This is a genomic window from Pseudomonas sp. HLT2-19-2 (genome assembly GCF_054898005.1).
The window spans coordinates 4,989,624-5,015,691 of sequence record NZ_CM142712.1 but is presented as its reverse complement, the minus strand read 5'-3'; the positions used below and the strand labels follow the sequence as shown (position 1 = coordinate 5,015,691).

Genomic DNA, 26,068 nt, shown 5'->3' with positions numbered 1-26,068 from the left:
CCCCCGTAGCACGAAAGACCATGCAACCTGACGACGAGGTGTCCGACAGACGCAGTCTTCGCTATAATCCGCGACCTGCCCACGCCGCAGGCTCGCCGAGCACATATTTATTCCGGTCTGGGCCGCCATTATCCCGGTCTACACAGGGCCTGAAAGGATCGCGCAATGTTTGAAAACTTAACCGACCGTCTCTCGCAGACGCTGCGCCATGTCACCGGCAAGGCCAAGCTGACCGAGGACAACATCAAAGACACCCTGCGTGAAGTGCGCATGGCGTTGCTCGAAGCTGACGTCGCCTTGCCGGTGGTGAAAGACTTCGTCAATTCGGTCAAGGAGCGCGCCGTCGGCACCGAGGTGTCGCGCAGCCTGACGCCAGGCCAGGCCTTCGTGAAAATCGTCCAGGCCGAACTCGAAAGCCTGATGGGCGCGGCCAACGAAGACCTGAACCTGAGCGCCGTTCCTCCTGCCGTCGTGCTGATGGCCGGTTTGCAGGGCGCGGGTAAAACCACCACCGCCGGCAAACTCGCGCGCTTCCTCAAAGAGCGCAAGAAGAAGTCGGTCATGGTTGTGTCTGCGGACGTTTACCGTCCGGCAGCGATCAAACAGCTGGAAATGCTCGCGGGTGAAGTCGGCGTTACCTTCTTCCCGTCCGACCTGAGCCAGAAGCCGGTCGACATCGCGCAAGCGGCTATTAAAGAAGCAAAACTGAAATTCATCGACGTGGTCATCGTCGATACCGCCGGTCGCCTGCACATCGATGAAGAGATGATGGGCGAGATCAAGGCGCTGCATGCCGCGATCAACCCGGTCGAAACACTGTTCGTGGTCGACGCCATGACCGGTCAGGACGCCGCCAACACGGCCAAGGCCTTCGGCGATGCACTGCCGCTGACCGGTGTGATCCTGACCAAGGTCGACGGCGACGCCCGTGGCGGTGCTGCGCTGTCGGTCCGCGCCATCACCGGCAAGCCGATCAAGTTCATCGGTATGGGCGAGAAGAGCGACGCGCTCGAACCGTTCCACCCAGAGCGTATTGCTTCGCGCATCCTCGGCATGGGCGACGTGCTCAGCCTGATCGAGCAGGCCGAACAGACCCTCGACAAGGACAAGGCCGACAAACTGGCCAAGAAGTTGAAGAAGGGCAAAGGCTTCGACCTCGAGGACTTCCGCGATCAACTGCAACAGATGAAAAACATGGGCGGCCTCGGCGGCCTCATGGACAAACTGCCGAACATCGGTGGTATGAACCTGGCGCAGATGGGCAACGCCCAGGGCGCGGCAGAGAAACAATTCAAGCAGATGGAAGCCATCATCAATTCCATGACCCCGGCCGAGCGCCGCGACCCTGAGGTGATCAGTGGTTCGCGCAAACGCCGGATCGCCATGGGGTCTGGCACCCAGGTGCAGGACATCGGTCGCTTGATCAAGCAGCACAAGCAGATGCAGAAGATGATGAAGAAGTTCTCCGCTAAAGGCGGAATGGCCAAAATGATGCGCGGCATGGGCGGTATGTTGCCCGGCGGCGGCATGCCGAAAATGTAAAGAATTTGCGCAAGGGCTTGCTCTTGCGCTGCCCACATGGAAGTGGGATCTCCAGCAAACCCGCACTTGGCGGGAGCTGACTGGCCGTTTTCAACGACGGCTCTATAGCAAATCTGGATGGCGGCCGATAGACCGCCGGAAAAAGACATTTGCAAAAGTCCGGATATTCCTTAGAATATGCGGCCTTTCGGGCACCTATGCCCGCTGTGCCTTTAGATTTGCAGCACCGACTACAGGAACGATGTTCACATGCTAACAATCCGTCTTGCCCTTGGCGGCTCCAAAAAGCGCCCGTTTTACCACTTGACCGTAACCGACAGCCGCAACCCGCGCGACGGTTCGCACAAGGAACAGGTTGGTTTCTTCAACCCTGTTGCTCGTGGTCAAGAAGTTCGTCTGTCCGTGAACCAAGAGCGCGTAGCCTACTGGCTGAGCGTTGGTGCACAACCTTCTGAGCGTGTTGCTCAGTTGTTGAAGGACGCTGCTAAGGCTGCGGCCTGAGCAATATGAACGCGACGCCAGCCATTGCTGATGATTTGATCGTTATCGGCAAAATCTATTCGATTCACGGTGTTCGCGGCGAAGTGAAGGTCTTTTCCTTTACTGATCCAATTGGAAACCTGTTGGACTACAAAACCTGGACGCTCAAGCGCGAAGGCGTTGTACGGCAGGTAGAGCTGGTCAGCGGCCGTGTACATAACGGCAAGTTTCTGGTCACAAAGCTCAAGGGTCTCGATGATCGTGAAGAAGCTCGTCTTCTGGCCGGTTATGAGATCTGCGTGCCGCGTAACCTGTTTCCAGATCTGACCGACGGCGAGTACTACTGGTACCAGCTGGAAGGTCTCAAGGTCATCGACCAACTCGGGCAACTGCTCGGGAAAATCGATCACCTGCTAGAGACTGGCTCGAACGATGTCATGGTGGTCAAGCCTTGCGCTGGCAGCCTGGACGATCGCGAACGCCTGTTGCCCTATACGGAGCAATGCGTGTTGGTAGTCGACCTCGCCGCGGGCGAGATGAAGGTGGAATGGGATGCGGACTTCTAAGCGTGGCTAATTTGCGCGTAGAAGTGATCAGTTTGTTTCCCGAGATGTTCTCCGCCATCAGCGAGTACGGCATCACCAGTCGTGCGGTGAAACAGGGGCTGTTGCAGCTCACCTGTTGGAATCCGCGAGACTACACGACGGATCGACATCACACTGTGGATGATCGCCCATTTGGCGGTGGTCCGGGCATGGTGATGAAGATCAAGCCCCTGGAAGATGCGTTGGTTCAGGCCAAGGCAGCAGCCGGGGAGGCGGCGAGGGTAATTTACCTGTCCCCCCAAGGCCGTCAACTGACTCAGTCGGCGGTACGCGAGTTGGCGAATTCGGATGCATTGATCCTGATTGCCGGCCGCTATGAAGGCATTGACGAGCGTTTTATTGAAGCTCATGTCGATGAAGAGTGGTCGATTGGCGACTATGTACTGTCTGGCGGCGAGCTGCCGGCGATGGTCCTGATCGATGCGGTTACACGACTGCTGCCTGGAGCTTTAGGGCATGCGGACTCCGCCGAGGAAGATTCCTTTACGGATGGTTTGCTGGATTGCCCGCACTACACCCGACCGGAGGTGTATGCGGATCAGCGTGTTCCCGACGTATTGCTAAGTGGCAATCACGCGCATATCCGGCGTTGGCGTTTACAGCAGTCCCTTGGTAGGACCTTTGAACGACGCGCCGATCTTCTGGAAAGCCGCTCGCTTTCTGGAGAAGATAAGAAGCTGCTCGAGGAATACATCCGCGAGCGGGACGATAGTTAACAACGTATCGATGGTAGATCCGACGATCTACCTTAGGAGCACAGCATGACTAACAAAATCATCCTTGCACTCGAAGCAGAGCAGATGACCAAAGAGATCCCTACCTTTGCCCCGGGCGACACTGTTGTCGTTCAGGTGAAAGTGAAGGAAGGCGACCGTTCGCGTCTGCAAGCGTTCGAAGGTGTTGTTATCGCCAAGCGTAACCGCGGCGTAAACAGTGCTTTCACCGTTCGTAAAATCTCCAACGGTGTTGGCGTAGAGCGTACTTTCCAGACTTACAGCCCGCAAATCGACAGCATGGCCGTTAAACGTCGCGGTGACGTACGTAAAGCCAAGCTGTACTACCTGCGTGACCTGTCCGGTAAAGCAGCTCGCATCAAGGAAAAACTGGCTTAAGTCCAGCTTCCGATGCAGAAAAAAGCAGCCTACGGGCTGCTTTTTTGTTGCCCGCGATTTATCTTCCTTGGCCGTATTACCGGTCTTGCATGAGCCTTTATGCCCGCCATTGATCATCCACTGATAGACCAATTCCTCGATGCTCTTTGGCTGGAGAAAGGTCTTTCCGATAACACTCGTGATGCCTATCGCAGCGACCTGACCTTGTTCAACGGCTGGCTGCAGGAGAAAGGGTTGGAGTTGATCAACGCCGGCCGCGAGTTGATCCTCGATCACTTGGCCTGGCGTCTGGAGCAAAACTACAAGCCCCGCTCGACGGCGCGATTTCTCTCCGGTGTGCGTGGCTTCTATCGCTATTTACTGCGGGAAAAGCTAATCGCCGTCGATCCGACGTTGCGGGTCGATATGCCGCAGCTCGGTAGGCCGTTGCCCAAATCCCTGTCGGAAGCGGATGTCGAGGCTTTGTTAAGCGCCCCGGACCTGAGCGAAGCCATCGGTCAGCGAGATCGCGCCATGCTCGAAGTGCTTTACGCCTGCGGCTTGCGGGTGACTGAGTTGATCAGCCTGACGCTGGAGCAGGTCAACCTGCGTCAGGGCGTGCTGCGAGTGATGGGCAAGGGCAGCAAGGAGCGGCTGGTGCCGATGGGCGAGGAGGCGATTGTCTGGGTCGAGCGTTACCTGCGCGATGGTCGCCAGGAATTGCTCGGCGGGCGTCCCAGCGATGTCATGTTCCCCAGCCAGCGCGGCGAGCAGATGACTCGGCAGACCTTCTGGCATCGCATCAAGCACCAGGCCAAGGTCGCCGGGATCGGCAAGTCGCTATCGCCGCATACCCTGCGTCATGCCTTCGCCACGCACTTGCTCAACCACGGAGCCGACCTGCGGGTGGTGCAAATGCTACTCGGCCACAGCGATCTGTCGACCACGCAGATCTACACCCATGTCGCCCGCGCACGCTTGCAGGACTTGCATGCCAAACACCATCCCAGAGGCTAATCACAAGGGCCTTATGTGGTAGGCTTTGCCGGTTTGCACGATGGGCGATTATGACCCGGTGTTTCGGCACGGGCGTTCTGATCGTCCCATTTGTCCGCCTTCAGGAGTTCTCATGCGTCTGACCCAGATTTTCGCCGCCGCAGCCATTGCGTTGGCCAGCACCTTTGCCGTCGCCGATGACGCGGCCGACAAAGCCATTCGTAAAAGCCTGGAAAACCTCCAGCTCGAGGTGCCAGTAGAAACCATCACCGCCAGCCCGCTGCCAGGTCTGTACGAAGTCAAACTCAAGGGCAGCCGCGTGCTCTACGCCAGCGCCGATGGCCAGTACGTGGTTCAGGGCTACCTGTTTCAGCTCAAGGACGGCAAACCGGTCAACCTGACCGAGAAGACCGAACGCCTGGGCGTTTCCAAACTAGTCAACGCAATCCCGGTCGCGGAAACCGTGGTGTACCCGGCGATCGGCGAAACCAAATCGCACATCACCGTGTTCACAGACACCACATGCCCGTACTGCCACAAACTGCACGCCGAAGTGCCTGAGCTGAACAAGCGTGGCATCGAAGTGCGTTACGTCGCGTTCCCGCGCCAGGGTCTGGGCTCACCGGGGGATGAACAGCTGCAAGCGGTCTGGTGCTCGAAAGACAAAAAAGCCGCCATGGACAAAATGGTCGACGGCAAGGAAATCAAGGCCGCCAAGTGCGATAACCCGGTTTCCAAACAGTTCGCCCTCGGTCAGTCGATCGGCGTGAACGGCACACCGGCCATCGTTTTGGCTGATGGCCAAGTCATTCCGGGCTACCAGCCTGCGCCACAAGTCGCCAAACTGGCGCTGGACGCGAAATAAATTTGCATCGTCACGGTCAGCCATTGACGATCATGGTCCGGCGGCAACATTCACCGGGCCATCAATAGAGAACCGCGAGCATGCGGTTGTTTTCACGGCCGGCCTTGAGTCGGCCGTTTTATGGGGAGTTCACAGTGAAACCGGTCAAAGTAGGCATCTGTGGGTTAGGGACCGTCGGTGGCGGTACCTTCAACGTACTTCAGCGCAATGCCGAGGAAATTGCTCGTCGTGCCGGGCGTGGAATCGAAGTGGCACAAATTGCCATGCGCACGCCAAAGCCTCAGTTCCAGACGACCGGTATTGCGATTACCAACGATGTCTTCGAAGTGGCCACGAACCCTGAGATCGACATCGTCATAGAGCTGGTGGGCGGCTACACCGTTGCCCGTGAGCTGGTACTCAAAGCGATCGAGAACGGAAAACATGTGGTAACCGCGAACAAGGCGTTGATCGCCGTTCACGGTAACGAAATTTTCGCCAAGGCGCGTGAGAAGGGCGTGATCGTTGCGTTCGAAGCCGCCGTGGCCGGTGGTATTCCGGTGATCAAGGCGATCCGTGAAGGCTTGTCCGCCAACCGTATCAACTGGGTCGCCGGGATCATCAACGGCACCGGCAACTTCATCCTCACCGAAATGCGTGAAAAGGGCCGGACCTTCGAAGACGTTCTCGCCGAGGCGCAAGCCCTCGGTTACGCCGAAGCCGATCCGACCTTCGACGTTGAAGGCATCGACGCGGCTCACAAGCTGACGATCCTGGCGTCCATCGCATTCGGTATCCCGCTGCAATTCGACAAGGCCTACACCGAAGGCATCACCAAGCTGACCACCGCTGACGTGAACTACGCCGAAGCGCTGGGCTATCGCATCAAGCACCTCGGTGTGGCTCGCAGCACGGCTGCCGGTATCGAGTTGCGTGTGCACCCGACGCTGATCCCGGCCGATCGCTTGCTCGCCAACGTCAACGGCGTGATGAACGCGGTGATGGTCAACGGTGATGCCGCCGGTTCGACTCTGTTCTACGGCGCTGGCGCTGGCATGGAGCCAACCGCTTCGTCGGTGATCGCCGACCTGGTGGACGTGGTTCGCGCCATGACTTCCGACCCGGAAAACCGCGTGCCGCACCTGGCCTTCCAGCCGGATTCGCTGTCGGCCCACCCGATACTGCCGATCGAAGCCTGCGAAAGCGCCTACTACCTGCGCATCCAGGCCAAGGACCATCCGGGCGTGTTGGCCCAGGTGGCGAGCATTCTGTCGGAGCGCGGCATCAACATCGAATCGATCATGCAGAAAGAAGTCGAAGAACACGACGGTCTGGTGCCGATGATTCTGCTGACTCATCGCGTGCTGGAACAGCACATGAACGACGCAATCGCCGCCCTGGAAGCCCTGACGGGCGTGGTAGGTCCGGTCGTACGGATTCGCGTCGAGCACCTGAACTAAGCCGTTATCGTTCACCGGGCCCGCATGCGGGCTCGGGTTTGCGAACACTGTCTATTGGAGCCAGTCATGCGTTATATCAGTACCCGCGGCCAGGCACCGGCCCTGAATTTCGAAGACGTCCTGTTGGCCGGTCTGGCCACTGACGGCGGCCTGTACGTGCCGGAAAACCTGCCACGTTTCACCCAGGAAGAAATCGCTTCCTGGGCCGGCCTGCCGTATCACGAGCTGGCCTTCCGGGTAATGCGCCCATTCGTGGCCGGCAGCATCCCCGATGCTGATTTCAAAAAAATCCTCGAAGAAACCTACGCTGTGTTCTCGCACAACGCCGTCGCACCGCTGCGTCAACTGAACGGCAACGAATGGGTATTGGAGCTGTTCCACGGCCCGACCCTGGCGTTCAAGGACTTCGCCCTGCAACTGCTCGGTCGTTTGCTCGACTACGTGCTGGAAAAGCGCGGTGAGCGCGTAGTGATCGTCGGTGCGACTTCCGGTGATACTGGCTCGGCCGCCATCGAAGGCTGCAAGCACTGCGAAAACGTCGACATCTTCATCCTGCACCCGCACAACCGCGTGTCTGAAGTGCAGCGTCGCCAGATGACCACGATCTTCGGTGAGAACATTCATAACATCGCCATCGAAGGCAACTTCGATGACTGCCAGGAAATGGTCAAGGCCAGCTTCGCCGACCAGAGTTTCCTCAAAGGCACGCGTCTTGTGGCGGTGAACTCGATCAACTGGGCGCGAATCATGGCCCAGATCGTTTACTACTTCCACGCAGCCCTGCAGTTGGGCGGCCCGGCACGTTCGGTATCGTTTTCGGTGCCCACCGGCAACTTCGGCGACATCTTCGCCGGTTACCTGGCACGCAACATGGGCCTGCCGATCAACCAGTTGATCGTCGCCACCAACCGAAACGACATCCTGCACCGCTTCATGAGCGGCAATCAGTACGTCAAAGAAACCCTGCACGCCACGCTGTCGCCGTCGATGGACATCATGGTGTCGTCGAACTTCGAACGCCTGCTGTTCGATCTGCACGGTCGCAACGGCGCGGCAATTGCCGGTTTGATGGACACCTTCAAGCAGGGTGGCGGTTTCAGCGTCGAAGAGGAGCGCTGGACCGAAGCTCGCAAACTGTTCGATTCGCTGGCCGTGGATGACGCTCAAACCTGCGAAACCATCGCCGAAGTCTTCGAGCAAACCGGCGAACTGCTGGATCCGCACACGGCTATCGGTGTGAAGGCTGCGCGCGAATGCCGTCGTAGCCTGGATATTCCAATGGTGATTCTAGGCACGGCGCATCCGGTCAAATTCCCGGATGCAGTGGAGAAAGCCGGCGTAGGAAAAGCACTCGAACTACCTGCACATCTTTCTGATTTGTTTGAGCGAGATGAGCGCTGCACCGTGCTGCCAAATGACCTGAAAGCCGTCCAGGCCTTTGTCAGTCAGCATGGCAACCGCGGCAAGCCTCTGTAACCAATTAAAACTGTCACATTTTGAAGCCCGTCTCCTGACGGGCTTTCTCATTTCTGCATGTCACACTTGTTGTGATTCGTACTAAAGAGTCGCCCCATGAAGGACGGGCGAGTTGATCACCAAGGAAGTGACAATGCTGTTTTTCAGTAGATTAAAACCAGCAGTGTGCTGGATATTTTTTTTAGCCGGCTCCCTGGGCTTTGCTCAATGGGGGATCGCGTCGCAATTGGCGGCCTCCCAGTCCAAAGGATCGGTCGCCGGCGCAACGATCGAGCTGGATGCTCAGGAGTTGAAATGGATTGCCGAGCATTCCCAAGTCATCGTCGCCTCGGTGCAGTATCCGCGGTACCTGTTCAAGGATGAGCACGGCCACTGGAGCGGTTTGAACAATGATCTGCTCAACCGCATCAGCGCCATGACGCGATTGCAGTTTGTTCATGAAGAGTCGTTTTCTACCGATCAGCTGCTTGGACGGCTGGAAAGCGGTGCCGCGGACATGAGCACGACGCTGGCGATGAATGACGAACGCAAGACGTTTCTGGATTTCAGTCATGCGTTCGGTGGCGCTGGCTGGGTGTTCGTCGGGCGGGCCGGCGCGCCAGTGGTGCAATCCTTGGAGCAGCTGTCGGGAAGGGTTCTGGTGTTGCCGACGCGGCATGCGCTGGAGGCTACGATTCGCCGCGACAATCCGGACATCGATCTGCGCTCGGTTAAGACTTATACGGAGGCCCGGGCGTTGGTCGAAAGCGGTGAGGCCTATGCCACTATTGAAAACGAAATCGGAGCACAACTCTATCCGTCCGGTCAGCTCAAGGTGGGGTATGCGGTGGAGGGCAAATGGGAGGCGGACCACCTGGCCGTGCGCAAAGGTCAGCCGCAATTGTCGAGCATTCTCAACAAGGCGCTTGAAGCGTTTCCTCCTGCCGAATTGCGCGCCATTCGCCTGAAATGGCTCAATGGGGTTGCCCCCGTTCAGGTGCCCGGCAAATGGCACCGGCTCACCCAGTGGGGCTGCTGGGGAATGTTTATCGTCAGTCTGTTCGGCCTGCTGTCTCTGCTCTGGAACCGCCGGCTCACGGTATTGATCCAGCAGCGTCTGGATGCCGAGAAAAGTCTGAGTGATCAGCTTGCCTTTCAGCATGCGTTGATGGACGCCATGCCCGATCCGATGTTTGTTCGTGACCTGGAAGGGCGTTTGATCATGTGCAACAAAAGTTACGAAGAGGACTTGTCGACCCGTTTCGACCAGATCCAGGGACGACAGTTGATTGAACTGGACGTCTTGCCCAAAGAGACTGCCGAACTGCTGCATGCAGAGTTCATGACCCAGCTCGGTACGCGCAAGACCCGCTTCAGTGAGCGTCAATTGATGTTCAACAATGGCGTCAGGCATATCTATCAGTGGACAGTGCCTTTTTTCAGTGCCGATGGACAATTGCGGGGTCTGCTGGGGGGATGGACCGATATTGGCAAGCGCAAGAAGCAGGCGTGACGCGGCTGTTTTTTCTCTGTCATCTTGGCCGTGCATGCTCTATCGACCAGAGGCGCCGGTTTTCCTGCAGTCGGTATCCAGAACTTTCTTCTCGGGCCATAGGTCATTTACTGTACGCCGCCCCAGGCACTTTGTTTTCGGACTATTGAGTGGTGATCGAGATGGAAAGTATCAGTCTATTGCTCGGTGAGGCTCTGAGCCCGTATCAGGTGACGCTGACTCCGTCGGGGACCCATGGCGAATGCCTGGTGACCCTGAAGAGTGCGACCGGCGCTATCGTGGTCGAACGCGCGTTCAATCAGGCCCAGTTGACCAGCAAACACCTGCTGACGGATGTGGTCGACGGGTTGCATCGCGACGTGCTGATCGCTGAAGGTCGCCTGGAGCCCTGCGTCATAGCGGCGTTGCGCAATGCGGCTCAGGACAAGATCCTGGCCAACCGAAATTGAATTTTTTTTTGTGGGAACCTTCCTGCGCCAATGTCAGTCAGAACATGTAACAGCAGGATCAAGCATTGTGCTCCGGTGCTTGTAGCTTGTTGTTACTGGTCTTTATGTAGGCCACGTTTAACCCCGAGTCGTCTCCCCACTTCTCGGGGTTTCTTTTTGTCTGCGATTTGTCATTGCTCGGCCTGCTGCATGAAAAATGCCCGGCTGGCTTCCAGGTAGTCGCTGCGACTTTCGGGGTCCAGCCAGGCGGCGTATGCCTCGCTCAAGTGATCGTGGGGCAGGGTGCGCAGCAGTTGGTTGATCTCGATGATCGCCTGCCGGCCTTGGGGGGTGTCGGTACAGCCGATGTAACCGGACAAGTATTTTCCCGTGCCGCGAATCGGGTAGAACTGCAATTCATCCTCCGCGATCCCTTGCTGCTGGGCCTGGTAGCGAATTTCCGGGCGGTATCCCAACAGCATCCGCAAGCGCCCTAGACGTTGCATTTGCAACAGGCTGCCCAAGGCGTCGTTACCGTAGTGGAGGGTCAGTGAGTTGGCGGGTGCTTGTTTGAGCAGCGCGTCGAGATATTCGCCATAGTTGCGCTCGGCAATAATGCCCAGCTTCTCGTGGCCACTGGCCAACAGGGCCACCAGGTCCACTTCGCCATCCTTGATGAAGGGCGTCAGCACCTCCCGATCATCGCGGCGCACGGCCAATCCATTGCTCATGGCCCGAAAAACCGGAATGGAAAACGCGATCCAGCTATCGCGCTCCTTGCTCCAGTTCAGCGCCGCATCGCACGTGAGGGATGGCTCGTGGAGCATTTGCAAGGCGCGAGCACGATTGACTCGCATCAGGGTGTGCTCGTATTGCGGCATGCGGGCGATCAGCAGCGGTAACAATTGATCGATCACTCCCTGGCCCTTTTTCGATCCTTCGAAAATCATCAGCGGTGGAAGGTCGCGCAATAACCAGACCAGGGTTTCCTTCGGTTGCGCCAACGTTGACTGTGCCTGGCCGGCGAGCAAAAGGAAAAACACGAACGCACACACTGCTCGTCCGCCGCGCGTCGGGCCGTGGTTGATGGGCCGCGCAAGCAGGCGTTTCAGCTTAGATAGCCCCGTCTTCACGCAGCTTTGCGATCTGTTCCTTGTCGTAACCAAGATCGTTGAGTACCTGCGCATTGTGTTCGCCCAACTGCGGCCCGACCCATTCTGAAGTGCCGGGTGTCTCAGAGAGTTTCGGCACTATTCCCGGCATCTTGAAATCTTTACCGTCCGGCAACTTGGCTTTCAGGAACATTTCCCGGGCCAGGTACTGTGGATCACTGAACATGTCTTCAGCGCTGAAGATCCGACTGACCGGTACGTCGGCCTGATTCAACTGCTCGATGATGGCGTCCAGCGGCAGTGAGTTGGCCCAGCGATCAATCACCCCATAAATCTCGTCGCGACGGCTATCGCGTCCGTCGTTACTCGCCAACGCAGGGTCGTTGGCCAGGTCGTCGCGACCGATGATCAGCATGAAACGTTTGAAGATCGCGTCGCCATTGGCGCCGATCTGCACATGTTTGCCGTCGGCACTGGTGTGGATCGAGGAGGGCGTAATGCCCGGCATGATGTTGCCGCTACGCTCGCGGATGAAACCGAACACGTCGAACTCGGGGACCATGCTTTCCATCATGGCGAAGATCGCTTCGTACAGCGCCACATCCACCACTTGGCCGAGGCCGCCGTTGACTTCGCGATGACGCAGAGCCATCAGTGCGCCAATCACGCCCCAAAGTGCGGCAATGGAATCGCCGATGGAAATTCCGGTGCGCACCGGTGGTCGGTCTTCGAAGCCGGTGATGTAGCGCAGGCCCCCCATGGATTCACCGACGGCGCCAAAGCCTGGCTGATCCTTCATCGGCCCGGTCTGACCGAAACCCGAGAGGCGCACCATCACCAGTTTCGGGTTCAGTGCGTGCAAGACTTCCCAGCCCAGACCGAGTTTTTCCAACACGCCCGGGCGAAAATTCTCTATCAGGATGTCCGCTTCGCTGAGCAGTTTTTTCAGAATTGCCAGGCCGTCGGGGTGTTTCAGGTTCAGCGTCAGGGACTTCTTGTTGCGCGCCTGAACGAACCACCACAGCGAAGTGCCTTCATACAACTTGCGCCATTTGCGCAACGGATCGCCGCCATCGGGGGACTCGATTTTGATCACTTCGGCACCGAACTCGCCGCAAATCCGCGAGGCAAACGGCCCGGCGATCAGCGTGCCCAATTCAATGACTTTCAGACCTGAGAGCGGTTTTCCGGTGAGCGGCATGCTGAATCCTGTAGGACAGTGGCTGAGCGAATACAGCGTTTTAACATAGCCGAACGTCAGACGACCAAGGTTGATCGCCTTCAATTCGTGGATTGCCTACCGCATCGGTTAGACTTGCCGCCTTTCCCCGTATCAAGAAGCCCGTTCATGGCCCAGCCGTCCACGACCTACAAGTTTGAACTGAACCTTACCGACCTCGACCGCAGCGTGTACGAGAGCGTGAAGCAGACCATCGCTCGTCACCCTTCGGAAACCGAAGAGCGTATGACCGTGCGGCTGCTGGCCTACGCCTTCTGGTACAACGAGCAGCTGTCGTTCGGCCGCGGTCTGTCAGACGTGGACGAACCTGCCCTGTGGGAAAAGAGCCTGGACGATCGAGTTCTGCACTGGATCGAAGTCGGCCAGCCAGACGCCGATCGCCTGACGTGGTGCTCGCGTCGCACCGAGCGCACCAGCCTGTTGGCCTACGGCAGCCTGCGCGTCTGGGAAACCAAAGTGATCCCGGCGATCAAAAACCTGAAAAACGTACACATCGCGGCCGTACCTCAGGAAGTGCTGGAAACCTTGGCCAAAGACATGCCCCGCGTTATCAAGTGGGACGTGATGATCAGCGAAGGGACGATTTTCGTCACCGACGACCGTGGTCAGCATGAAGTCCAGTTGCAGTGGTTGAGCGGCGAACGCGGCTGATTATTCGCCGCTAACCTGCGTTATCCGGTTTTATCCTACGTATTCAAGAGAAGCACCTGTCACCCCATGCGCATCGAACCTCGCCTGTTGCCCGACACCCTGCCATTCCTCGGTGATCTACCGCCGCTGCTGACCCGTCTGTACGCGGCGCGGGGCGTGCTGTCCGAGGCTGAACTGGACAAGAGCCTGGCGCGACTGATCCCGTTCCAGCGGCTCAAAGGTATCGATGCGGCGGTGGATTTGCTGGTGACGGCGCTGGAGCAGCGTCAGCGGATTCTGATCGTCGGTGACTTCGACGCCGATGGCGCGACGGCCAGTACAGTGGGTATGTTGGGCTTGCGTCTGCTGGGTGCGGCTCACGTTGACTATCTGGTGCCGAACCGTTTTGAGTACGGCTACGGCCTGACGCCGGAAATCGTTGAAGTGGCGCTGACCCGCGAGCCTCAACTGCTGATCACCGTGGATAACGGTATCTCCAGCGTTGAAGGCGTGGCGGCGGCGAAAAAGGCCGGGCTGAACGTCCTGGTCACCGATCACCACTTGCCCGGCGATGAACTGCCGTTGGCTGATGCCATCGTCAATCCGAACCAGCCGGGTTGCGAGTTTCCGAGCAAGGCACTGGCCGGCGTCGGGGTGATTTTCTACGTGTTGATGGCCCTGCGCGCGCGCTTGCGCAGCCTCGGCTGGTACGAGAGCAAGCCGCAGCCGAACATCGGCGAGTTGCTGGACCTGGTGGCGCTGGGCAGCGTCGCCGACGTGGTGCCGCTGGATGCCAACAACCGGATTCTGGTGCACCAAGGCCTGGAACGGATTCGCGCCGGGCGTGCTCGGCCAGGCATCAAGGCAATCCTTGAGGTGGCCAAGCGGGACCCTGCGCGCATCACTTCCACTGATCTGGGTTTCATTGTCGGCCCACGCCTGAATGCGGCAGGAAGGCTGGATGACATGAGCTTGGGCATCGAATGCCTGCTCACTGAAGACGCCGGTCTGGCGCGTGAAATGGCGGCTCAGCTCGACGGCATGAACCAGGACCGCAAATCCATCGAGCAGGGCATGCAGCGTGAAGCGCTGGCTCAACTGAAAGATTTGCCGGTCGAGTCGATGCCGTTCGGCTTGTGCCTGTTCGATCCCGAGTGGCACCAGGGTGTCATCGGAATCCTTGCATCGCGTATGAAAGATCGCTATTTCCGTCCGACTATCGCCTTTGCCGATGCAGGCGATGGCTTGCTCAAGGGCTCGGGGCGTTCGGTTCAGGGTTTTCATATTCGTGACGCGTTGAGCGTGGTGGCGGCGCAGCATCCGAATCTGATCAGCAAATACGGCGGCCATGCGATGGCAGCCGGCCTGACGTTGCCGGAAGCGAATTTTCCGTTGTTCGCCGAAGCCTTTGACGCTGAAGTACGTAGGCAATTGCGTGAAGAAGACCTGACCGGGCGCCTGCTGACGGACGGCACCCTGGCGGTCGAGGAATTCCACCTGGAACTGGCTCGCGCTCTGCGCCATGCCGGTCCTTGGGGGCAGCACTTCCCGGAGCCGCTGTTTCATGGGGTGTTCCAGTTGGTCGAGCAGCGCGTCGTCGGTGAGCGACACCTCAAAGTGGTGCTGAAAAGCGAATGCGGCTCGGTGAAGCTGGATGGCATTGCCTTCGGAATCGACCGCGACATCTGGCCGAATCCGACCATCAAGTGGGTGGAATTGGCCTACAAACTCGACCTCAACGAGTTCCGTGGCAACGAGACTGTTCAGCTGATGATTGCCCACATCGAACCGCGATAGCGATCTCTCGAAGACCCAATCTCGCTTGAACCCTCCCTCATCCCCCGATGTCGACTAGGCTCTAAGCACTGCTTGATTATCCTTGTGACGTCTTGTCGAATTTTTGCCCGCGGGGGCGGGTGCTGCACCTTTTTCCTGTCACTCGTCGACTTTTCAAACAGAACCCTGGAGCCTGCCCACTGATTCGAGAGGTGCCCCATGAGTCTGCTGCTTGAACCCTATACCCTTCGCCAATTGACCCTGCTCAACCGCATTGCGGTGTCGCCGATGTGCCAGTACTCCAGCGTTGATGGACTGGCCAATGACTGGCACCTGGTCCACCTCGGCAGCCGCGCTGTCGGCGGGGCCGGTCTGGTGTTTACCGAAGCCACGGCGGTGACCGCCGACGGACGCATCACCGCCGAGGACCTCGGCCTGTGGAGCGATGAACAGATCGAACCTTTACAACGCATCACGCGCTTCATTGCGGCTCAAGGCGCAGTGGCCGGCATTCAGTTGGCCCACGCCGGGCGCAAGGCCAGCACCCATCGGCCATGGATCGGCAAACATGGCAGCGTCAAACCCGAAGACGGTGGCTGGGTTCCGGTGGGCCCTTCGCCGATCGCCTTCGACCCGCAGCACACACACCCCACGCAGCTCGATGAAGGTGAGATCGCTGAGGTCATTCAGGCCTTTGTCGCTTCGGCCAAGCGAGCACTGACCGCCGGTTTCAAAGTGGTCGAAATACACGCCGCCCACGGTTACCTGTTGCATCAGTTTCTTTCGCCCCTGAGCAATCAGCGGCGCGATCAATATGGTGGTTCGTTCGAGAATCGAATCCGGCTGGTGCTGCAAGTCACCGAAGCGGTGCGTGCGGTGTGGCCTGAAGAGCTACCGCTATTCGTGCGGGTGTCGGCCACCGATTGGGTGGAAGACGGCTGGAACCCGGATGAAACCGTGGAGCTGGCGCGACGTCTCAAAGTGTTGGGCGTAGATCTGATTGACGTCTCATCGGGCGGAACCGCAGCCAACGCCGAGATTCCTACAGGTCCCGGTTATCAGACCCGCTTCGCCGAACGTGTGCGCAAGGAGTCAGGCATTGCCACCGGCACTGTAGGGATGATTACCGAACCGGCGCAGGCCGAGCACATTCTGCGAACCTGCCAGGCTGACATCATCTTCCTTGCCCGTGAGCTGCTGCGTGATCCGTACTGGCCACTGCATGCTGATGATGACCTGGGAGGGCGCAAGGCCATCTGGCCGGCGCAGTACCAGCGGGCAACCCATCGTGAACAGCCGATTCACGAGTCGTATTTACGCGACTGATTGACGCTGTAGAACCAAAAAAGCCCCGGTCGAGTTGACCGGGGCTTTTGTATTTCTACAGCCGTCAGGTGTACTTGCGCTTATCCGGTGCCGGTGGGAAATACTGGTACAACCAGGTTTCACTCAACGTCCGGTCATGGGTGCGAATGAACAGCCGCAGCTCCACAGGCGCCACGCTGTCATTGGTTGGGTACCAGTCAAAGGTAATTCGGTAACCCTTGATGTCATCCAGCACCAGCACGTTGAAATCCTTCACCTTCCCATTCGAGCACGTGACCACCGGCTCGATCCCCGCACCTTCCGGCAAGCGGTCCAGGCCGCCGCCCGTGAAGTCCACGGCAAACCGTCGAGCCCAAACCTCCGGGTAATGCTCGCCAGGGGCCCAGCCTTCGATGAAGCCGCCCATGCCCGAACGAGTAGCGTTGACCCGCGCCAACGGCGTACTCACTGGCGGCACAGCGCTCCAGTAGAGCTTGTAGCCGTAGTTCAGTGAATCACCGGCCGCGACCGGTTTCTTCGGGGTCCAGAACGCGACGATGTTATCGAGGGTTTCGCCGGTCGTAGGAATTTCCATCAGATCGATAGAGCCTTCACCCCACGCGGTCGTAGGCTCTACCCACAGGCTCGGGCGCTTGCTGTACCAGTCGACGGTGTCTTGATAGCTGTCGAACTCATGATCGGTCTGCACCAGGCCGAAACCTTTCGGATCAGTGTCGGCGAAGGCATTGAATTGCAGGGTGGCCGGGTTGTTCAGCGGGCGGCAGATCCACTCACCGTTGCCGCGCCACATGGCCAGGCGATCAGAATCGTGGATCTGCGGGTGAATCGTGTCGCACATGCGCCGTTCATGGGTGCCGCAGCTGAACATGCTGGTCATCGGCGCGATGCCCAGTTGTTCGATGGCGGTGCGCGCGTTGATGTGGGCATCGATGCCCATGACGACCTGGTTCGCCTGACAGTCGATGTCGAAACGGTAAGCACCAGTGGCGCTCGGTGAATCCAGCAGGGCGTAGACCACGAAGCGGGTGCTGTCTTTGTCCGGGGTCTCGAACCAGAACTTGGTGAAGTCCGGGAATTCTTCACGCTTCTTGGCATACGTATCAATCGCCAGACCGCGAGCCGACAGACCGTACTGGCCCGAGGCATCTACCGCACGGAAATAGCTGGCGCCGAGGAATGACAACACGTCGTGTTGGTCCAGCTCCGGGGCCTTGAACAACTTGAACCCGGAAAACCCCAGGTCGCCCGTGAGCTGCTTGGTGTCGACCGTGGTTTTTTCATAGTTGAACAGGGACGGACGGAAATGCACCTCCCGCGCCTGACGCGTCTTGGGATCGACACTGTACATGCGCACCGGTTGCTTGAAACCCATGCCAACGTGGAAGAACTGCACATCCAGCTGACCGTTGAGGTCATTCCACAGCGAATGGTTGCCGTCGTAGCGGATCGCGTTGAAATTTTGCGGCGTCATGGTCGCCAAGGTCGGTGGCAGCACCTGCTTGGTGTCCTGATATCGATTGCCGGCGAGCTGCTTGGCCTGGATCTTCAGCGTTTCAAAGTCGAACGCCTGAGCCTCGCCATCCGCTGCGCTGTTACCGGCCCAGGCCCGCGCAGCCAGCAGGCCGCTGGCTGATAATCCGGTGTAGGCAGCGATGGCCATGGATGCTTTGAGCAAATTCCTGCGGTGCATAAGTACAACCTGTCGTGAACAATCCCGCGCCGTTCCTGGCACGTGCTGGATCAAAAATGGAGGTTCGGACATGCCTTCGGCCAAACGCAACGGACATTACACAGATAACAAATAGCTTAAACCGTTCGGTTGCGGAGAAAAAATGATTGATGGCATGGCGACAGCGTGGCAATGAAACAAGAATGTCGGTTAACAATTCCGACAGGACTTTCTGATTTATAGGGCATTTCTGCTTTTTTTGACTAATTACTCTAAAAACCACTTTTCAGCGCCGATTTAATTCCTATTCTGTGTTCATGACCGGTTTCTGCCCTTCAGGCCGGCGGCGAATGAAAAGGAAAGGGCGATGCGGTTTTTGAAGTTTTCTCTGACGTATAGAAGGACATCGTCCATGTCGAAAGTACAAGGCATCACCGAACTGTTAGGAATCTTTCCCTGCCTGGCGACCGGCCGGCGAAGGCGTCGGCTCAGTTCGGACGAAATGAAATTGTTAGAGCGCTATCGGGAGCTGTCGGAAAGCGACCAGATTGCGATGCGGTATCTGGTGGATGCGATGAGGAGTGTTTCGCGGTTTTGAGTAGGCAAACCAAAGGGGCGGACTGTGAAGTCTGCCCCTTTTTCATTTCTTTACCTCACCTTCAACTGCAAGTGCCCATGATCTTGAACGGCCGTTGTACCTGCATTAGATCAGGCATGTCCCGCCACTTGATCCACGCTTGATGCTGCCAATGCAGAAGCGGCACTGAGATTCCTGCCCACTGCAACGAACTCAGACTTGGAATGTTATCCGCAGATGCCGCATTCGACTCACGCAGCAATGGGATGACTTCGTTGCTCAGCCATTGGCGTAAGTTTCGGTTTTCCGGGACGAAATGGTGCACCAGAAGGGCGTACATCCCCGATTCGCTGACCATCAATGATTCGACTGTTTTGCCGCTCTTGAGCAACCAAACATATCGGCGCTGATCGGGATCAAGTTTCAGGGTGAGGCGTTGGTCCATCGGGCGGCCCATCAAACGACCGAGGTCCTGGACGCAGAACCAGGCTTGGTTGTCCTGCATGAAGGCGTGGAGGAAGCGGTTGTGGCGGGTGAAGATGGTTGGGGTGAAGTAAGGTAGAAGCGAGTTTTGAGCGTGTGCTGACATGAAGTGACTTCCGTTTTGAGCAGGAAAGTCGCCACCAACCCTTCGACAGGTTGGGTGGCGGACCGAGTGGCGTTCGAAGTCGGGACACTTCCAATCAAAACGGAAGCCAGAAGGCCCGCGCCACACGGCCCGCCATAAAGCAGAACTGAAGGCTGAAAACAGCCGCAGTTCTATGGGGGCACGCAAGCACCGTTTTGACATTTCCCGGCTTCGACCCCGGGTCGCTGATTTGGCAGCGACGAGGTAAAGCCTATCGGTCAGGCGCTCGCGGCGCCAAGTCTACTCTGGCGCCGCGTGTTGTAGGAATCAGTGCCTTTTCTGGAAGGCTTGATCTGTAGGAATTGCCTGTTTTTGCATGAGGTGCAGTCAAACAGCATCACAACCTTGGTTTTTCCTATAGTTTTTCCCGCATTCAGGAACGAACTGCAGGTTTGCTACATGTTGATCGAATTTTCAGTTTCCAATTATCGCTCCTTCCGTGACAAACAAACCCTGTCCATGGCTGCGACGCCGCGCTTGAGCAAAAAGCGCAACATCTTCAAGTCGCCGGTCAATGGAGAAAAGCTGCCGGATTTACTGAAGGTCGCTGCGATATACGGGCCGAACGCTTCTGGTAAATCATCGCTAATCCGGGCGATGGGGATCATGGGGAGTTTGCTCGCCTCGCCCTCTACCTCAAATGATGAACCACTGCCGGTGTCACCGTTTCGTTTCGACCCACAGCTTAACGACGAGCCGAGTTGTTTCGAATACAACTTTATTCAAGGCGCACTCCGATATCGGTTTGTTCTGCGCATGACTGCACAGCGGATACTCGAGGAACAACTCGTTTCATACCCAAAAGGGAAAGAAACGCTGCTGTATCAACGTTGTTTTGGTCAGGAGGGCGAGCAGTATGTTTTTGGCCCAAGTCTTGAAGGTGGTAAAGAGGTTCACAATGCCTGGCGGCGTCTGACCAGCCCGAAGATGCTGTTTATTTCGCAGGCCGTCGCGAACAGCAGCGAAGAGCTGACTCAGTTGCGGGGGCCGTTTAGCTGGTTTCAAACCGGTCTACTCGTTATTGAGCAGAACAACATGATGGGGCTGTCAGCAGCGTCCATCAGATTTCTTCGGATGGCATCGGATTACACACATGATTTACGAAATTTTCTAAAGGAAGTGGATGTCCCGGTGTCGGCGATCCGGCTCAATACCGAAGACGCGGAGTTTGTTCAGCGGACTGAAAAACTCACACTGAAAGAGTTCTTCGCAGCAGCCCAAAAAGACAAAGTAACCCTGACGCATACGAGTCTTTTAGGAAAAGCGGAGTTTGATTTTTCAGAGGAGTCCGGCGGCACGAAAAATCTGATTGGGTTCTGGTTACCCTGGTTCATGATCAATCACGCAGAGGGGAGCGGGATACTGTCTGTCGATGAGCTGGATAGCAGTCTGCATCCTGCAATAGTCGCTGATCTGATTGGAAAACATTTGGACAGCGGACTGAATACTCAGCTGATCTTTACTACTCACGACACGCATCTAATGACTGCCAAAACGCTTCGGCGCGATCAGTTCTGGATTACCGAACGCGATGCCAATGGTGCTACCTGTCTTTTTTCTGTTCACGATTTTGAAGGGCGTGAAGGAGAGGATGTTGAGAAGCGCTACTTCGAAGGCCGTTACCGCGGATTGCCGCTGATCAGGCGAAGGTGACCAAGGTGCGCACGGTACAGTTATTTGATCGAAAGAAATCGCGGTTCAAACCGCAACCCAAGGTGCTGATCCTTTGTGAAGACAGTAAGTCAGGAAAGCGATACTTGGAGGATGCCGCCTTTCACTTTCGAGCCAATGCTCAGGTTGAAATCGCCCATTGCGGAGTGACTCACCCAAGCGGGATTGTAGAAAGTGCAATTGCACGGCAAAAAATCTTCGATAAGGTTTTTTGCGCCTTGGACCGCGATACTCATCTTTGCTTCGACAGGGCGATCAACTTGGCGAAGTCTCATCCCAAGATAAAAGTCATAGCGTCCTTTCCCTGTTTCGAGTTTTGGTTGCTACTGCACTTTGGCTACAACAGGAAGCCATTCGCCCCTGCTGGTAGAAAATCGCCAGGCGATCTTGTCGCCATGAGTCTTAGGGACCAGCCCCTGATGGGTGGTTACGAGAAGGGCGAGAATGTCAGTTATTTTGATCTTTTGAAGGGGGAACCTTTCAACACTGCAAGGACACTAGCTCCTCGAATTCTTCTTGATGTTGCTAACAGCGGCGAACCCAATCCCAGTACTGAAATCCACTTGCTGATGGACGAGTTCGAGACTCTATCCAGGCCTCAACCGATTTAACGTCGTAATAACTCGCCCCGGCACCGCAATCAGTACCGGGGCGAACACCCTTTACCGACTAACCTTCCACGCATCACCCATCGCGGCGGTGCGGCGATCCGACGATGCTTTTAGTGCTTAAACATCACATGCCGAACAACGGTGTAGTCCTCCAGCCCGTACAGGGACATGTCCTTGCCATAACCGGACAGTTTCTGACCGCCATGCGGCATTTCGCTGACCAGCATGAAGTGCGTATTTACCCAGGTGCAGCCGTACTGCAAGCGTGCAGACAAGCGATGTGCGCGACCGACGTCCGAGGTCCAGACCGACGACGCCAGGCCGTAGTTGGAATCGTTGGCCCAGCTCAGCACCTGCGCTTCATCGGTGAATTTGGTCACCGACACCACCGGTCCAAATACTTCGCGACGAACAATCTCGTCGTCCTGCTGAGCGTCGGCCAACACAGTCGGTTCGAAGAAAAAGCCATTGCCTTCCACAGTCTTACCGCCCGTGATCAAACGGATGTGCGGCTGTGCCACGGCGCGCTCGACAAACCCGGCCACGCGGTCGCGGTGTTGCGCGGTGATCAACGGACCGAGCTCGGTCGACGGATCATCCTGCACGCCGTACTTGATGCTGCTGACCGCTTCGCCGAGCTTCTCGACGAACGTGTCGTAGATGCCTTCCTGCGCGTAGATGCGGCAGGCGGCGGTGCAGTCCTGGCCGGCATTGTAAAAACCGAAAGTGCGAATGCCTTCCACAGCAGCGTCGATGTCGGCGTCGTCGAAGATGATCACCGGGGCCTTGCCGCCCAGTTCCATGTGCATGCGTTTGACGCTGTCAGCGGTGCTGGAAATGATGTTCGAACCGGTGGCGATCGAGCCAGTTAGCGAGACCATGCGCACTTTCGGGTGTGTGACCAGCGGGCTGCCGACCGTAGGACCACGGCCGAACACCAGGTTAAGCACGCCGGCCGGGAAAATATCCGACGCCAGTTCTGCCAGACGCAGGGCGGTCAGCGGGGTTTGTTCCGACGGTTTAAGCACCACGGTATTACCCGCCGCGAGGGCTGGGGCGATTTTCCAGGCGACCATCATCAGCGGGTAGTTCCACGGCGCGATGGAGGCGATCACGCCGACCGGGTCGCGACGGATCATCGAGGTGTGGCCGTGCAAGTATTCACCGCCCGCCGAACCGCTCATGCAACGGCTGGCGCCGGCGAAGAAACGGAACACGTCGGCAATGGCCGGGATCTCGTCGTTCAGCGCAGCGCTGTAAGGCTTGCCGCAGTTGTCCGATTCCAGTTTGGCCAGCTCTTCGCCGTGGGCTTCGATGGCGTCGGCGAGTTTAAGCAGCAGCAGCGAGCGTTCTTTCGGGGTGGTTTGCGACCAGCTGTCGAAGGCGCTGTCGGCGGCCCGCACGGCGGCATCGACCTGAGCTTCGCTGGCTTCATTGATCTCCACCAATACGCTGCCCAGTGCAGGGTTGAACACGGGTTGGGCGGGGCCTTCGCCGTCGATCAGTTGGCCATTGATCAAGAGTTTGGTTTGCATGGCGTTGTCCTCTTTCTACCGCAAATTCATTATTGGAATGGTCAGGAAATTCACTTGCCGCCACTGCCCGCAACGCTTTCACCGCCCCGAGTCAGGTAATAGGCGCCGAGAATCGGCAGCATGGTCACCATCATCACGAGCATCGCGACAACGTTGGTCACCGGCACGTCCCGTGGGCGGCTGAGCTGGTTGAGCAGCCACAGCGGCAAGGTGCGTTCATGGCCGGCGGTGAAAGTGGTGACGATGATTTCGTCGAACGACAGCGCAAACGCCAACATGCCGCCGGCCAACAATGCCGAGCCGAGGTTCGGCAGGACGATGTAGCGGAAGGTCTGCCAGCCATCGGCGCCAAGGTCCATCGACGCTTCGATCAAACTGTGAGAGGTGCGACGCAACCGGGCGATGACGTTGTTGTAGACGATCACCACACAGAAGGTCGCGTGACCGACGATGATGGTGAACATCCCAGGCTCGATCCCCAGCGTCTTGAAGGTCGCCAGCAAGGCAATACCGGTGATGATCCCGGGCAAGGCAATCGGCAGGATCAACATCAGCGAGATGCCTTGCTTGCCGAAGAAATCCCGGCGGTACAACGCCGCCGACGCGAGGGTGCCGAGGACTAATGCAATCAAGGTTGCGACGGACGCAATCTGCAGCGACAGCTTGATCGCTTCCAGTACGTCAGGACGCGAGAACGCCACGCCGATCCACTTCAGGGTGAAGCCCCTGGGCGGGAAGCTGAACGCTGCGTCTTCAGTGTTGAAGGCGTACATGAAGATGATCAGGATCGGGAAGTGCAGAAACACCAACCCGCCCCAGGCTGCGATGCGCAGGCCCAGAGAAGCCTGATCTTGAGAAGAAGCGTCAGAGCGCATCGAAGGCCCCCAGTCGTTTGACGATGGACAGGTAAATGGCGATCAGCACGATCGGCACCAGCGTGAAAGCCGCAGCCATCGGCATGTTGCCGATCGCGCCTTGCTGGGCGTACACCATGCTGCCGACGAAGTAGCCCGGTGGCCCCACCAGTTGCGGCACGATGAAGTCGCCCAGGGTCAGCGAAAAGGTGAAGATCGAACCGGCCGCGATGCCTGGAATCGACAGCGGCAGAATCACTTGCATGAAGGTCTGACGCGGCTTGGCGCCAAGGTCGGCAGACGCCTGCAGCAAGGACGGCGGCAGACGCTCCAGCGAGGCCTGGATCGGCAGGATCATGAACGGCAGCCAGATGTAGACGAACACCATGAAACGGCCCAGGTGCGAGGTCGACAACGTGCTGCCGCCCACCCCCGGAATGCCCAGCACGAACTGCAATACGGGCTCCAGACCCAGGTGTTGAACGAACCACTGCGCAACCCCGCCTTTGGCCAGCAGCAAGGTCCAGGCATACGCCTTGACGATGTAACTGGCCCACATCGGCATCATCACCGCGATGTAGAAAAACGCCTTGGTCTTGCCAGTGGTGTAGCGCGCCATGTAATAGGCAATCGGGAACGCGACCACGGCACTGGCGATCGACACGACGACGGCCATGCTCAAGGTGCGCAGGATGATGTCGAAGTTCGAGGGCTGGAACAGGGCAGCGAAGTTCGCCAGGGTCAGGTCGGGCGTGACCGCCATGGTGAAGTCATCGAAGGTGTAGAAGCCTTGCCACAGCAAAACCAGCAGTGAGCCGAGGTAGATCGCGCCGAACCAGAGCAGCGGCGGTACCAGCAGCATCGACAGGTACAGGTTCGGCCGGCGATACAGCAGGTTGGAAAACCTGCGCAACGGCGAGCCGCTGGCCGGGGTTTGAGTCATCGCCACGCTGTTCATCTCACACTCCGCCGACAACGGTGTCGTGCAGCGGGATCATCGCTTCCCGTGCCCAGCGCGCGCTGATGCGTTGGCCGGTCTGGTGCTGGGCGCTGACGTCCAGCCACTGGACGTTGGCCTGGCTGATGTTTAAGGTCTGGCCGTTTTCCAGTTTCAATTCATAGCGCGTAGCACTGCCTTGGTACTGGATGTCATGGAGCAAGCCGCTGACTTCAATTTCATGGCTGGCCAGCGGCCCTTCGGCGAAACGCACGTGTTCCGGGCGTATCGAAAACGGCTGTGGATTGCCGCTCAATTGCTTCGCCAGATCACCACGAATCACGTTGGAGGTGCCGACAAATTCGGCAACGAAGGTTGTCGCCGGTTTCATGTACAGGTTGCGCGGTGTATCGACCTGCTCGATGCGCCCCTTGTTGAACACCGCCACGCGATCCGACATCGACAGTGCTTCGGTCTGGTCGTGAGTGACGAAAATGAAGGTGATGCCGAGCTGGCGTTGCAGCTTCTTCAGTTCACCCTGCATTTGCTCGCGCAGCTTTAAATCGAGAGCGCCCAACGGCTCATCGAGCAGCAAGACTCGCGGACGATTGACCAAGGCGCGGGCCAGGGCCACACGCTGGCGCTGACCGCCGGACAGTTGCACCGGTTTACGCTCGCCGTAACCGCCGAGGGCGACCATGTCGAGGGCTTCTTCGGCGCGTTTCTGGCGTTCGGATTTGCCGACGCCTTTGACCTTCAAACCGTAGGCGACGTTGTCGAGTACGTTCATGTGCGGGAACAGCGCGTAATCCTGGAACACGGTGTTCACGTCACGCTGATACGGCGGCAGTCCGGCGGCTTCCTCGCCATGAATACGGATAGAGCCTGCACTCGGTTGTTCGAAACCGGCGATCAGGCGCAGACAGGTGGTTTTGCCCGAACCGGAAGGGCCCAGCATGGAAAAGAACTCGCCGTCCTGGATATCGATGGAAACCCGGTCAACGGCCTTCACTTCGCCGAACTGACGGGAAACGTTGGTGAATTGGACTGCAAGCGTCATGGTGCGGTGCTCCAAAAATCTGAATCTT

Annotated in this window: 25 protein-coding genes; 17 read left to right on the top strand and 8 right to left on the bottom strand. The window is 57.8% G+C overall.

Going from position 1 to position 26,068, the window contains the following annotated elements:
- The first annotated feature begins 165 nt into the window (after positions 1-165).
- From ffh to ACYZTU_RS23425, 11 genes are all read left to right on the top strand, one after another.
- On the top strand, positions 166-1,542 hold the full coding sequence (ffh, locus tag ACYZTU_RS23475) for a signal recognition particle protein (protein WP_461965908.1): 1,377 nt from the start codon (positions 166-168) through the stop codon (positions 1,540-1,542).
- Between the two features lie 249 nt (positions 1,543-1,791).
- Positions 1,792-2,043 carry a 30S ribosomal protein S16 gene (gene rpsP / locus ACYZTU_RS23470; protein ID WP_007944872.1) on the top strand — a complete coding sequence of 84 codons (252 nt, stop codon included), beginning with the start codon at positions 1,792-1,794 and terminating at the stop codon, positions 2,041-2,043.
- A 5-nt stretch (positions 2,044-2,048) separates the two neighbouring features.
- A complete protein-coding gene (gene rimM, locus ACYZTU_RS23465) occupies positions 2,049-2,588 on the top strand; it encodes a ribosome maturation factor RimM (protein WP_282377052.1) in 540 nt (179 codons plus the stop codon).
- The gene (gene trmD, locus ACYZTU_RS23460; protein WP_461965906.1) at positions 2,570-3,343 is read left to right on the top strand and encodes a tRNA (guanosine(37)-N1)-methyltransferase TrmD; all 774 of its coding nucleotides are present in this window, start codon (positions 2,570-2,572) and stop codon (positions 3,341-3,343) included. The genes rimM and trmD overlap by 19 nt, the downstream gene beginning before the upstream one ends.
- Before the next feature lie 45 nt (positions 3,344-3,388).
- Positions 3,389-3,739, top strand: a complete 351-nt coding sequence (rplS, locus tag ACYZTU_RS23455) for a 50S ribosomal protein L19 (protein ID WP_063322826.1) — start codon at positions 3,389-3,391, stop codon at positions 3,737-3,739.
- A gap of 99 nt (positions 3,740-3,838) precedes the next feature.
- Positions 3,839-4,735: a site-specific tyrosine recombinase XerD gene (gene xerD / locus ACYZTU_RS23450; protein ID WP_461965904.1), complete on the top strand. Its 897-nt coding sequence runs from the start codon at positions 3,839-3,841 to the stop codon at positions 4,733-4,735.
- A gap of 112 nt (positions 4,736-4,847) precedes the next feature.
- On the top strand, positions 4,848-5,579 hold the full coding sequence (gene dsbC / locus ACYZTU_RS23445) for a bifunctional protein-disulfide isomerase/oxidoreductase DsbC (RefSeq protein WP_461965902.1): 732 nt from the start codon (positions 4,848-4,850) through the stop codon (positions 5,577-5,579).
- Positions 5,580-5,713: 134 nt separating this feature from the next.
- Positions 5,714-7,018: a homoserine dehydrogenase gene (locus ACYZTU_RS23440; RefSeq protein WP_461965900.1), complete on the top strand. Its 1,305-nt coding sequence runs from the start codon at positions 5,714-5,716 to the stop codon at positions 7,016-7,018.
- A 66-nt stretch (positions 7,019-7,084) separates the two neighbouring features.
- Complete coding sequence (gene thrC / locus ACYZTU_RS23435) at positions 7,085-8,494, top strand: threonine synthase (RefSeq protein ID WP_461965898.1); 1,410 nt, start codon at positions 7,085-7,087, stop codon at positions 8,492-8,494.
- 133 nt (positions 8,495-8,627) lie between these two features.
- Positions 8,628-9,986: a transporter substrate-binding domain-containing protein gene (locus tag ACYZTU_RS23430; RefSeq protein ID WP_461965896.1), complete on the top strand. Its 1,359-nt coding sequence runs from the start codon at positions 8,628-8,630 to the stop codon at positions 9,984-9,986.
- 161 nt (positions 9,987-10,147) lie between these two features.
- Positions 10,148-10,435 (top strand): DUF3509 domain-containing protein, encoded by a 288-nt coding sequence (locus tag ACYZTU_RS23425; RefSeq protein ID WP_461965894.1) that lies wholly within the window; start codon positions 10,148-10,150, stop codon positions 10,433-10,435.
- A gap of 170 nt (positions 10,436-10,605) precedes the next feature.
- Here the strand turns inward: ACYZTU_RS23425 and ACYZTU_RS23420 are convergent, their stop codons facing one another.
- Both ACYZTU_RS23420 and ACYZTU_RS23415 read right to left on the bottom strand, forming a co-directional pair.
- Positions 10,606-11,547: a TIGR02285 family protein gene (locus tag ACYZTU_RS23420; protein ID WP_461965892.1), complete on the bottom strand. Its 942-nt coding sequence runs from the start codon at positions 11,545-11,547 to the stop codon at positions 10,606-10,608.
- Positions 11,528-12,727: a CaiB/BaiF CoA transferase family protein gene (locus ACYZTU_RS23415; protein WP_461965890.1), complete on the bottom strand. Its 1,200-nt coding sequence runs from the start codon at positions 12,725-12,727 to the stop codon at positions 11,528-11,530. Before ACYZTU_RS23415 ends, ACYZTU_RS23420 begins: the two co-directional genes overlap by 20 nt.
- A gap of 147 nt (positions 12,728-12,874) precedes the next feature.
- Between ACYZTU_RS23415 and ACYZTU_RS23410 the strand changes: the two genes are divergently transcribed.
- The 3 genes from ACYZTU_RS23410 to ACYZTU_RS23400 all read left to right on the top strand — a co-directional run bounded on the left by ACYZTU_RS23410 (position 12,875) and on the right by ACYZTU_RS23400 (position 16,498).
- Positions 12,875-13,417 carry a YaeQ family protein gene (locus ACYZTU_RS23410; RefSeq protein WP_007897614.1) on the top strand — a complete coding sequence of 181 codons (543 nt, stop codon included), beginning with the start codon at positions 12,875-12,877 and terminating at the stop codon, positions 13,415-13,417.
- A 66-nt stretch (positions 13,418-13,483) separates the two neighbouring features.
- On the top strand, positions 13,484-15,193 hold the full coding sequence (recJ, locus tag ACYZTU_RS23405) for a single-stranded-DNA-specific exonuclease RecJ (protein WP_461965888.1): 1,710 nt from the start codon (positions 13,484-13,486) through the stop codon (positions 15,191-15,193).
- 198 nt (positions 15,194-15,391) lie between these two features.
- Positions 15,392-16,498, top strand: coding sequence for an NADH:flavin oxidoreductase/NADH oxidase (locus ACYZTU_RS23400; RefSeq protein ID WP_461965886.1), 1,107 nt, complete (start codon positions 15,392-15,394; stop codon positions 16,496-16,498).
- Positions 16,499-16,562: 64 nt separating this feature from the next.
- Here the strand turns inward: ACYZTU_RS23400 and ACYZTU_RS23395 are convergent, their stop codons facing one another.
- A complete protein-coding gene (locus tag ACYZTU_RS23395; protein WP_461965884.1) occupies positions 16,563-18,188 on the bottom strand; it encodes a glucan biosynthesis protein D in 1,626 nt (541 codons plus the stop codon).
- Positions 18,189-18,579: 391 nt separating this feature from the next.
- Between ACYZTU_RS23395 and ACYZTU_RS23390 the strand changes: the two genes are divergently transcribed.
- Positions 18,580-18,765: a hypothetical protein gene (locus ACYZTU_RS23390; RefSeq protein WP_282377029.1), complete on the top strand. Its 186-nt coding sequence runs from the start codon at positions 18,580-18,582 to the stop codon at positions 18,763-18,765.
- A gap of 61 nt (positions 18,766-18,826) precedes the next feature.
- Here ACYZTU_RS23390 and ACYZTU_RS23385 read toward each other — a convergent pair whose 3' ends face one another.
- Complete coding sequence (locus ACYZTU_RS23385; protein ID WP_461965882.1) at positions 18,827-19,333, bottom strand: BRO-N domain-containing protein; 507 nt, start codon at positions 19,331-19,333, stop codon at positions 18,827-18,829.
- 438 nt (positions 19,334-19,771) lie between these two features.
- Between ACYZTU_RS23385 and ACYZTU_RS23380 the strand changes: the two genes are divergently transcribed.
- Together ACYZTU_RS23380 and ACYZTU_RS23375 are read left to right on the top strand one after the other, a co-directional pair.
- Positions 19,772-21,025, top strand: a complete 1,254-nt coding sequence (locus ACYZTU_RS23380) for an AAA family ATPase (RefSeq protein ID WP_461965880.1) — start codon at positions 19,772-19,774, stop codon at positions 21,023-21,025.
- A gap of 5 nt (positions 21,026-21,030) precedes the next feature.
- Entirely contained in the window at positions 21,031-21,654 is a 624-nt protein-coding gene (locus ACYZTU_RS23375; protein WP_461965878.1) for an RloB family protein, read from the top strand.
- A gap of 110 nt (positions 21,655-21,764) precedes the next feature.
- Here the strand turns inward: ACYZTU_RS23375 and ACYZTU_RS23370 are convergent, their stop codons facing one another.
- Genes ACYZTU_RS23370 through ACYZTU_RS23355 form a run of 4 tightly spaced genes read right to left on the bottom strand, consistent with a single transcriptional unit; the run spans position 21,765 to position 26,040 of the window.
- The gene (locus ACYZTU_RS23370; RefSeq protein WP_461965876.1) at positions 21,765-23,189 is read right to left on the bottom strand and encodes a gamma-aminobutyraldehyde dehydrogenase; all 1,425 of its coding nucleotides are present in this window, start codon (positions 23,187-23,189) and stop codon (positions 21,765-21,767) included.
- A gap of 50 nt (positions 23,190-23,239) precedes the next feature.
- Complete coding sequence (locus ACYZTU_RS23365) at positions 23,240-24,064, bottom strand: ABC transporter permease (RefSeq protein WP_282377025.1); 825 nt, start codon at positions 24,062-24,064, stop codon at positions 23,240-23,242.
- Complete coding sequence (locus ACYZTU_RS23360; RefSeq protein WP_461965874.1) at positions 24,054-25,001, bottom strand: ABC transporter permease; 948 nt, start codon at positions 24,999-25,001, stop codon at positions 24,054-24,056. Before ACYZTU_RS23360 ends, ACYZTU_RS23365 begins: the two co-directional genes overlap by 11 nt.
- Position 25,002: 1 nt before the next feature.
- On the bottom strand, positions 25,003-26,040 hold the full coding sequence (locus ACYZTU_RS23355; protein WP_461965872.1) for an ABC transporter ATP-binding protein: 1,038 nt from the start codon (positions 26,038-26,040) through the stop codon (positions 25,003-25,005).
- Between the last annotated feature and the right edge of the window lie 28 nt (positions 26,041-26,068).

Bases quoted from the DNA above. Each gene is read 5' to 3' on its own strand.
- ffh (WP_461965908.1), top strand. From the start codon at position 166: ATGTTTGAAAACTTAACCGACCGTCTCTCGCAGACGCTGCGCCATGTC.
- rpsP (WP_007944872.1), top strand. From the start codon at position 1,792: ATGCTAACAATCCGTCTTGCCCTTGGCGGCTCCAAAAAGCGCCCGTTT.
- rimM (WP_282377052.1), top strand. From the start codon at position 2,049: ATGAACGCGACGCCAGCCATTGCTGATGATTTGATCGTTATCGGCAAA.
- trmD (WP_461965906.1), top strand. From the start codon at position 2,570: ATGGGATGCGGACTTCTAAGCGTGGCTAATTTGCGCGTAGAAGTGATC.
- rplS (WP_063322826.1), top strand. From the start codon at position 3,389: ATGACTAACAAAATCATCCTTGCACTCGAAGCAGAGCAGATGACCAAA.
- xerD (WP_461965904.1), top strand. From the start codon at position 3,839: ATGCCCGCCATTGATCATCCACTGATAGACCAATTCCTCGATGCTCTT.
- dsbC (WP_461965902.1), top strand. From the start codon at position 4,848: ATGCGTCTGACCCAGATTTTCGCCGCCGCAGCCATTGCGTTGGCCAGC.
- thrC (WP_461965898.1), top strand. From the start codon at position 7,085: ATGCGTTATATCAGTACCCGCGGCCAGGCACCGGCCCTGAATTTCGAA.
- ACYZTU_RS23430 (WP_461965896.1), top strand. From the start codon at position 8,628: ATGCTGTTTTTCAGTAGATTAAAACCAGCAGTGTGCTGGATATTTTTT.
- ACYZTU_RS23425 (WP_461965894.1), top strand. From the start codon at position 10,148: ATGGAAAGTATCAGTCTATTGCTCGGTGAGGCTCTGAGCCCGTATCAG.
- ACYZTU_RS23415 (WP_461965890.1), bottom strand. From the start codon at position 12,727: ATGCCGCTCACCGGAAAACCGCTCTCAGGTCTGAAAGTCATTGAATTG.
- ACYZTU_RS23410 (WP_007897614.1), top strand. From the start codon at position 12,875: ATGGCCCAGCCGTCCACGACCTACAAGTTTGAACTGAACCTTACCGAC.
- recJ (WP_461965888.1), top strand. From the start codon at position 13,484: ATGCGCATCGAACCTCGCCTGTTGCCCGACACCCTGCCATTCCTCGGT.
- ACYZTU_RS23400 (WP_461965886.1), top strand. From the start codon at position 15,392: ATGAGTCTGCTGCTTGAACCCTATACCCTTCGCCAATTGACCCTGCTC.
- ACYZTU_RS23395 (WP_461965884.1), bottom strand. From the start codon at position 18,188: ATGCACCGCAGGAATTTGCTCAAAGCATCCATGGCCATCGCTGCCTAC.
- ACYZTU_RS23390 (WP_282377029.1), top strand. From the start codon at position 18,580: ATGTCGAAAGTACAAGGCATCACCGAACTGTTAGGAATCTTTCCCTGC.
- ACYZTU_RS23385 (WP_461965882.1), bottom strand. From the start codon at position 19,333: ATGTCAGCACACGCTCAAAACTCGCTTCTACCTTACTTCACCCCAACC.
- ACYZTU_RS23380 (WP_461965880.1), top strand. From the start codon at position 19,772: ATGTTGATCGAATTTTCAGTTTCCAATTATCGCTCCTTCCGTGACAAA.
- ACYZTU_RS23370 (WP_461965876.1), bottom strand. From the start codon at position 23,189: ATGCAAACCAAACTCTTGATCAATGGCCAACTGATCGACGGCGAAGGC.
- ACYZTU_RS23365 (WP_282377025.1), bottom strand. From the start codon at position 24,064: ATGCGCTCTGACGCTTCTTCTCAAGATCAGGCTTCTCTGGGCCTGCGC.
- ACYZTU_RS23360 (WP_461965874.1), bottom strand. From the start codon at position 25,001: ATGAACAGCGTGGCGATGACTCAAACCCCGGCCAGCGGCTCGCCGTTG.
- ACYZTU_RS23355 (WP_461965872.1), bottom strand. From the start codon at position 26,040: ATGACGCTTGCAGTCCAATTCACCAACGTTTCCCGTCAGTTCGGCGAA.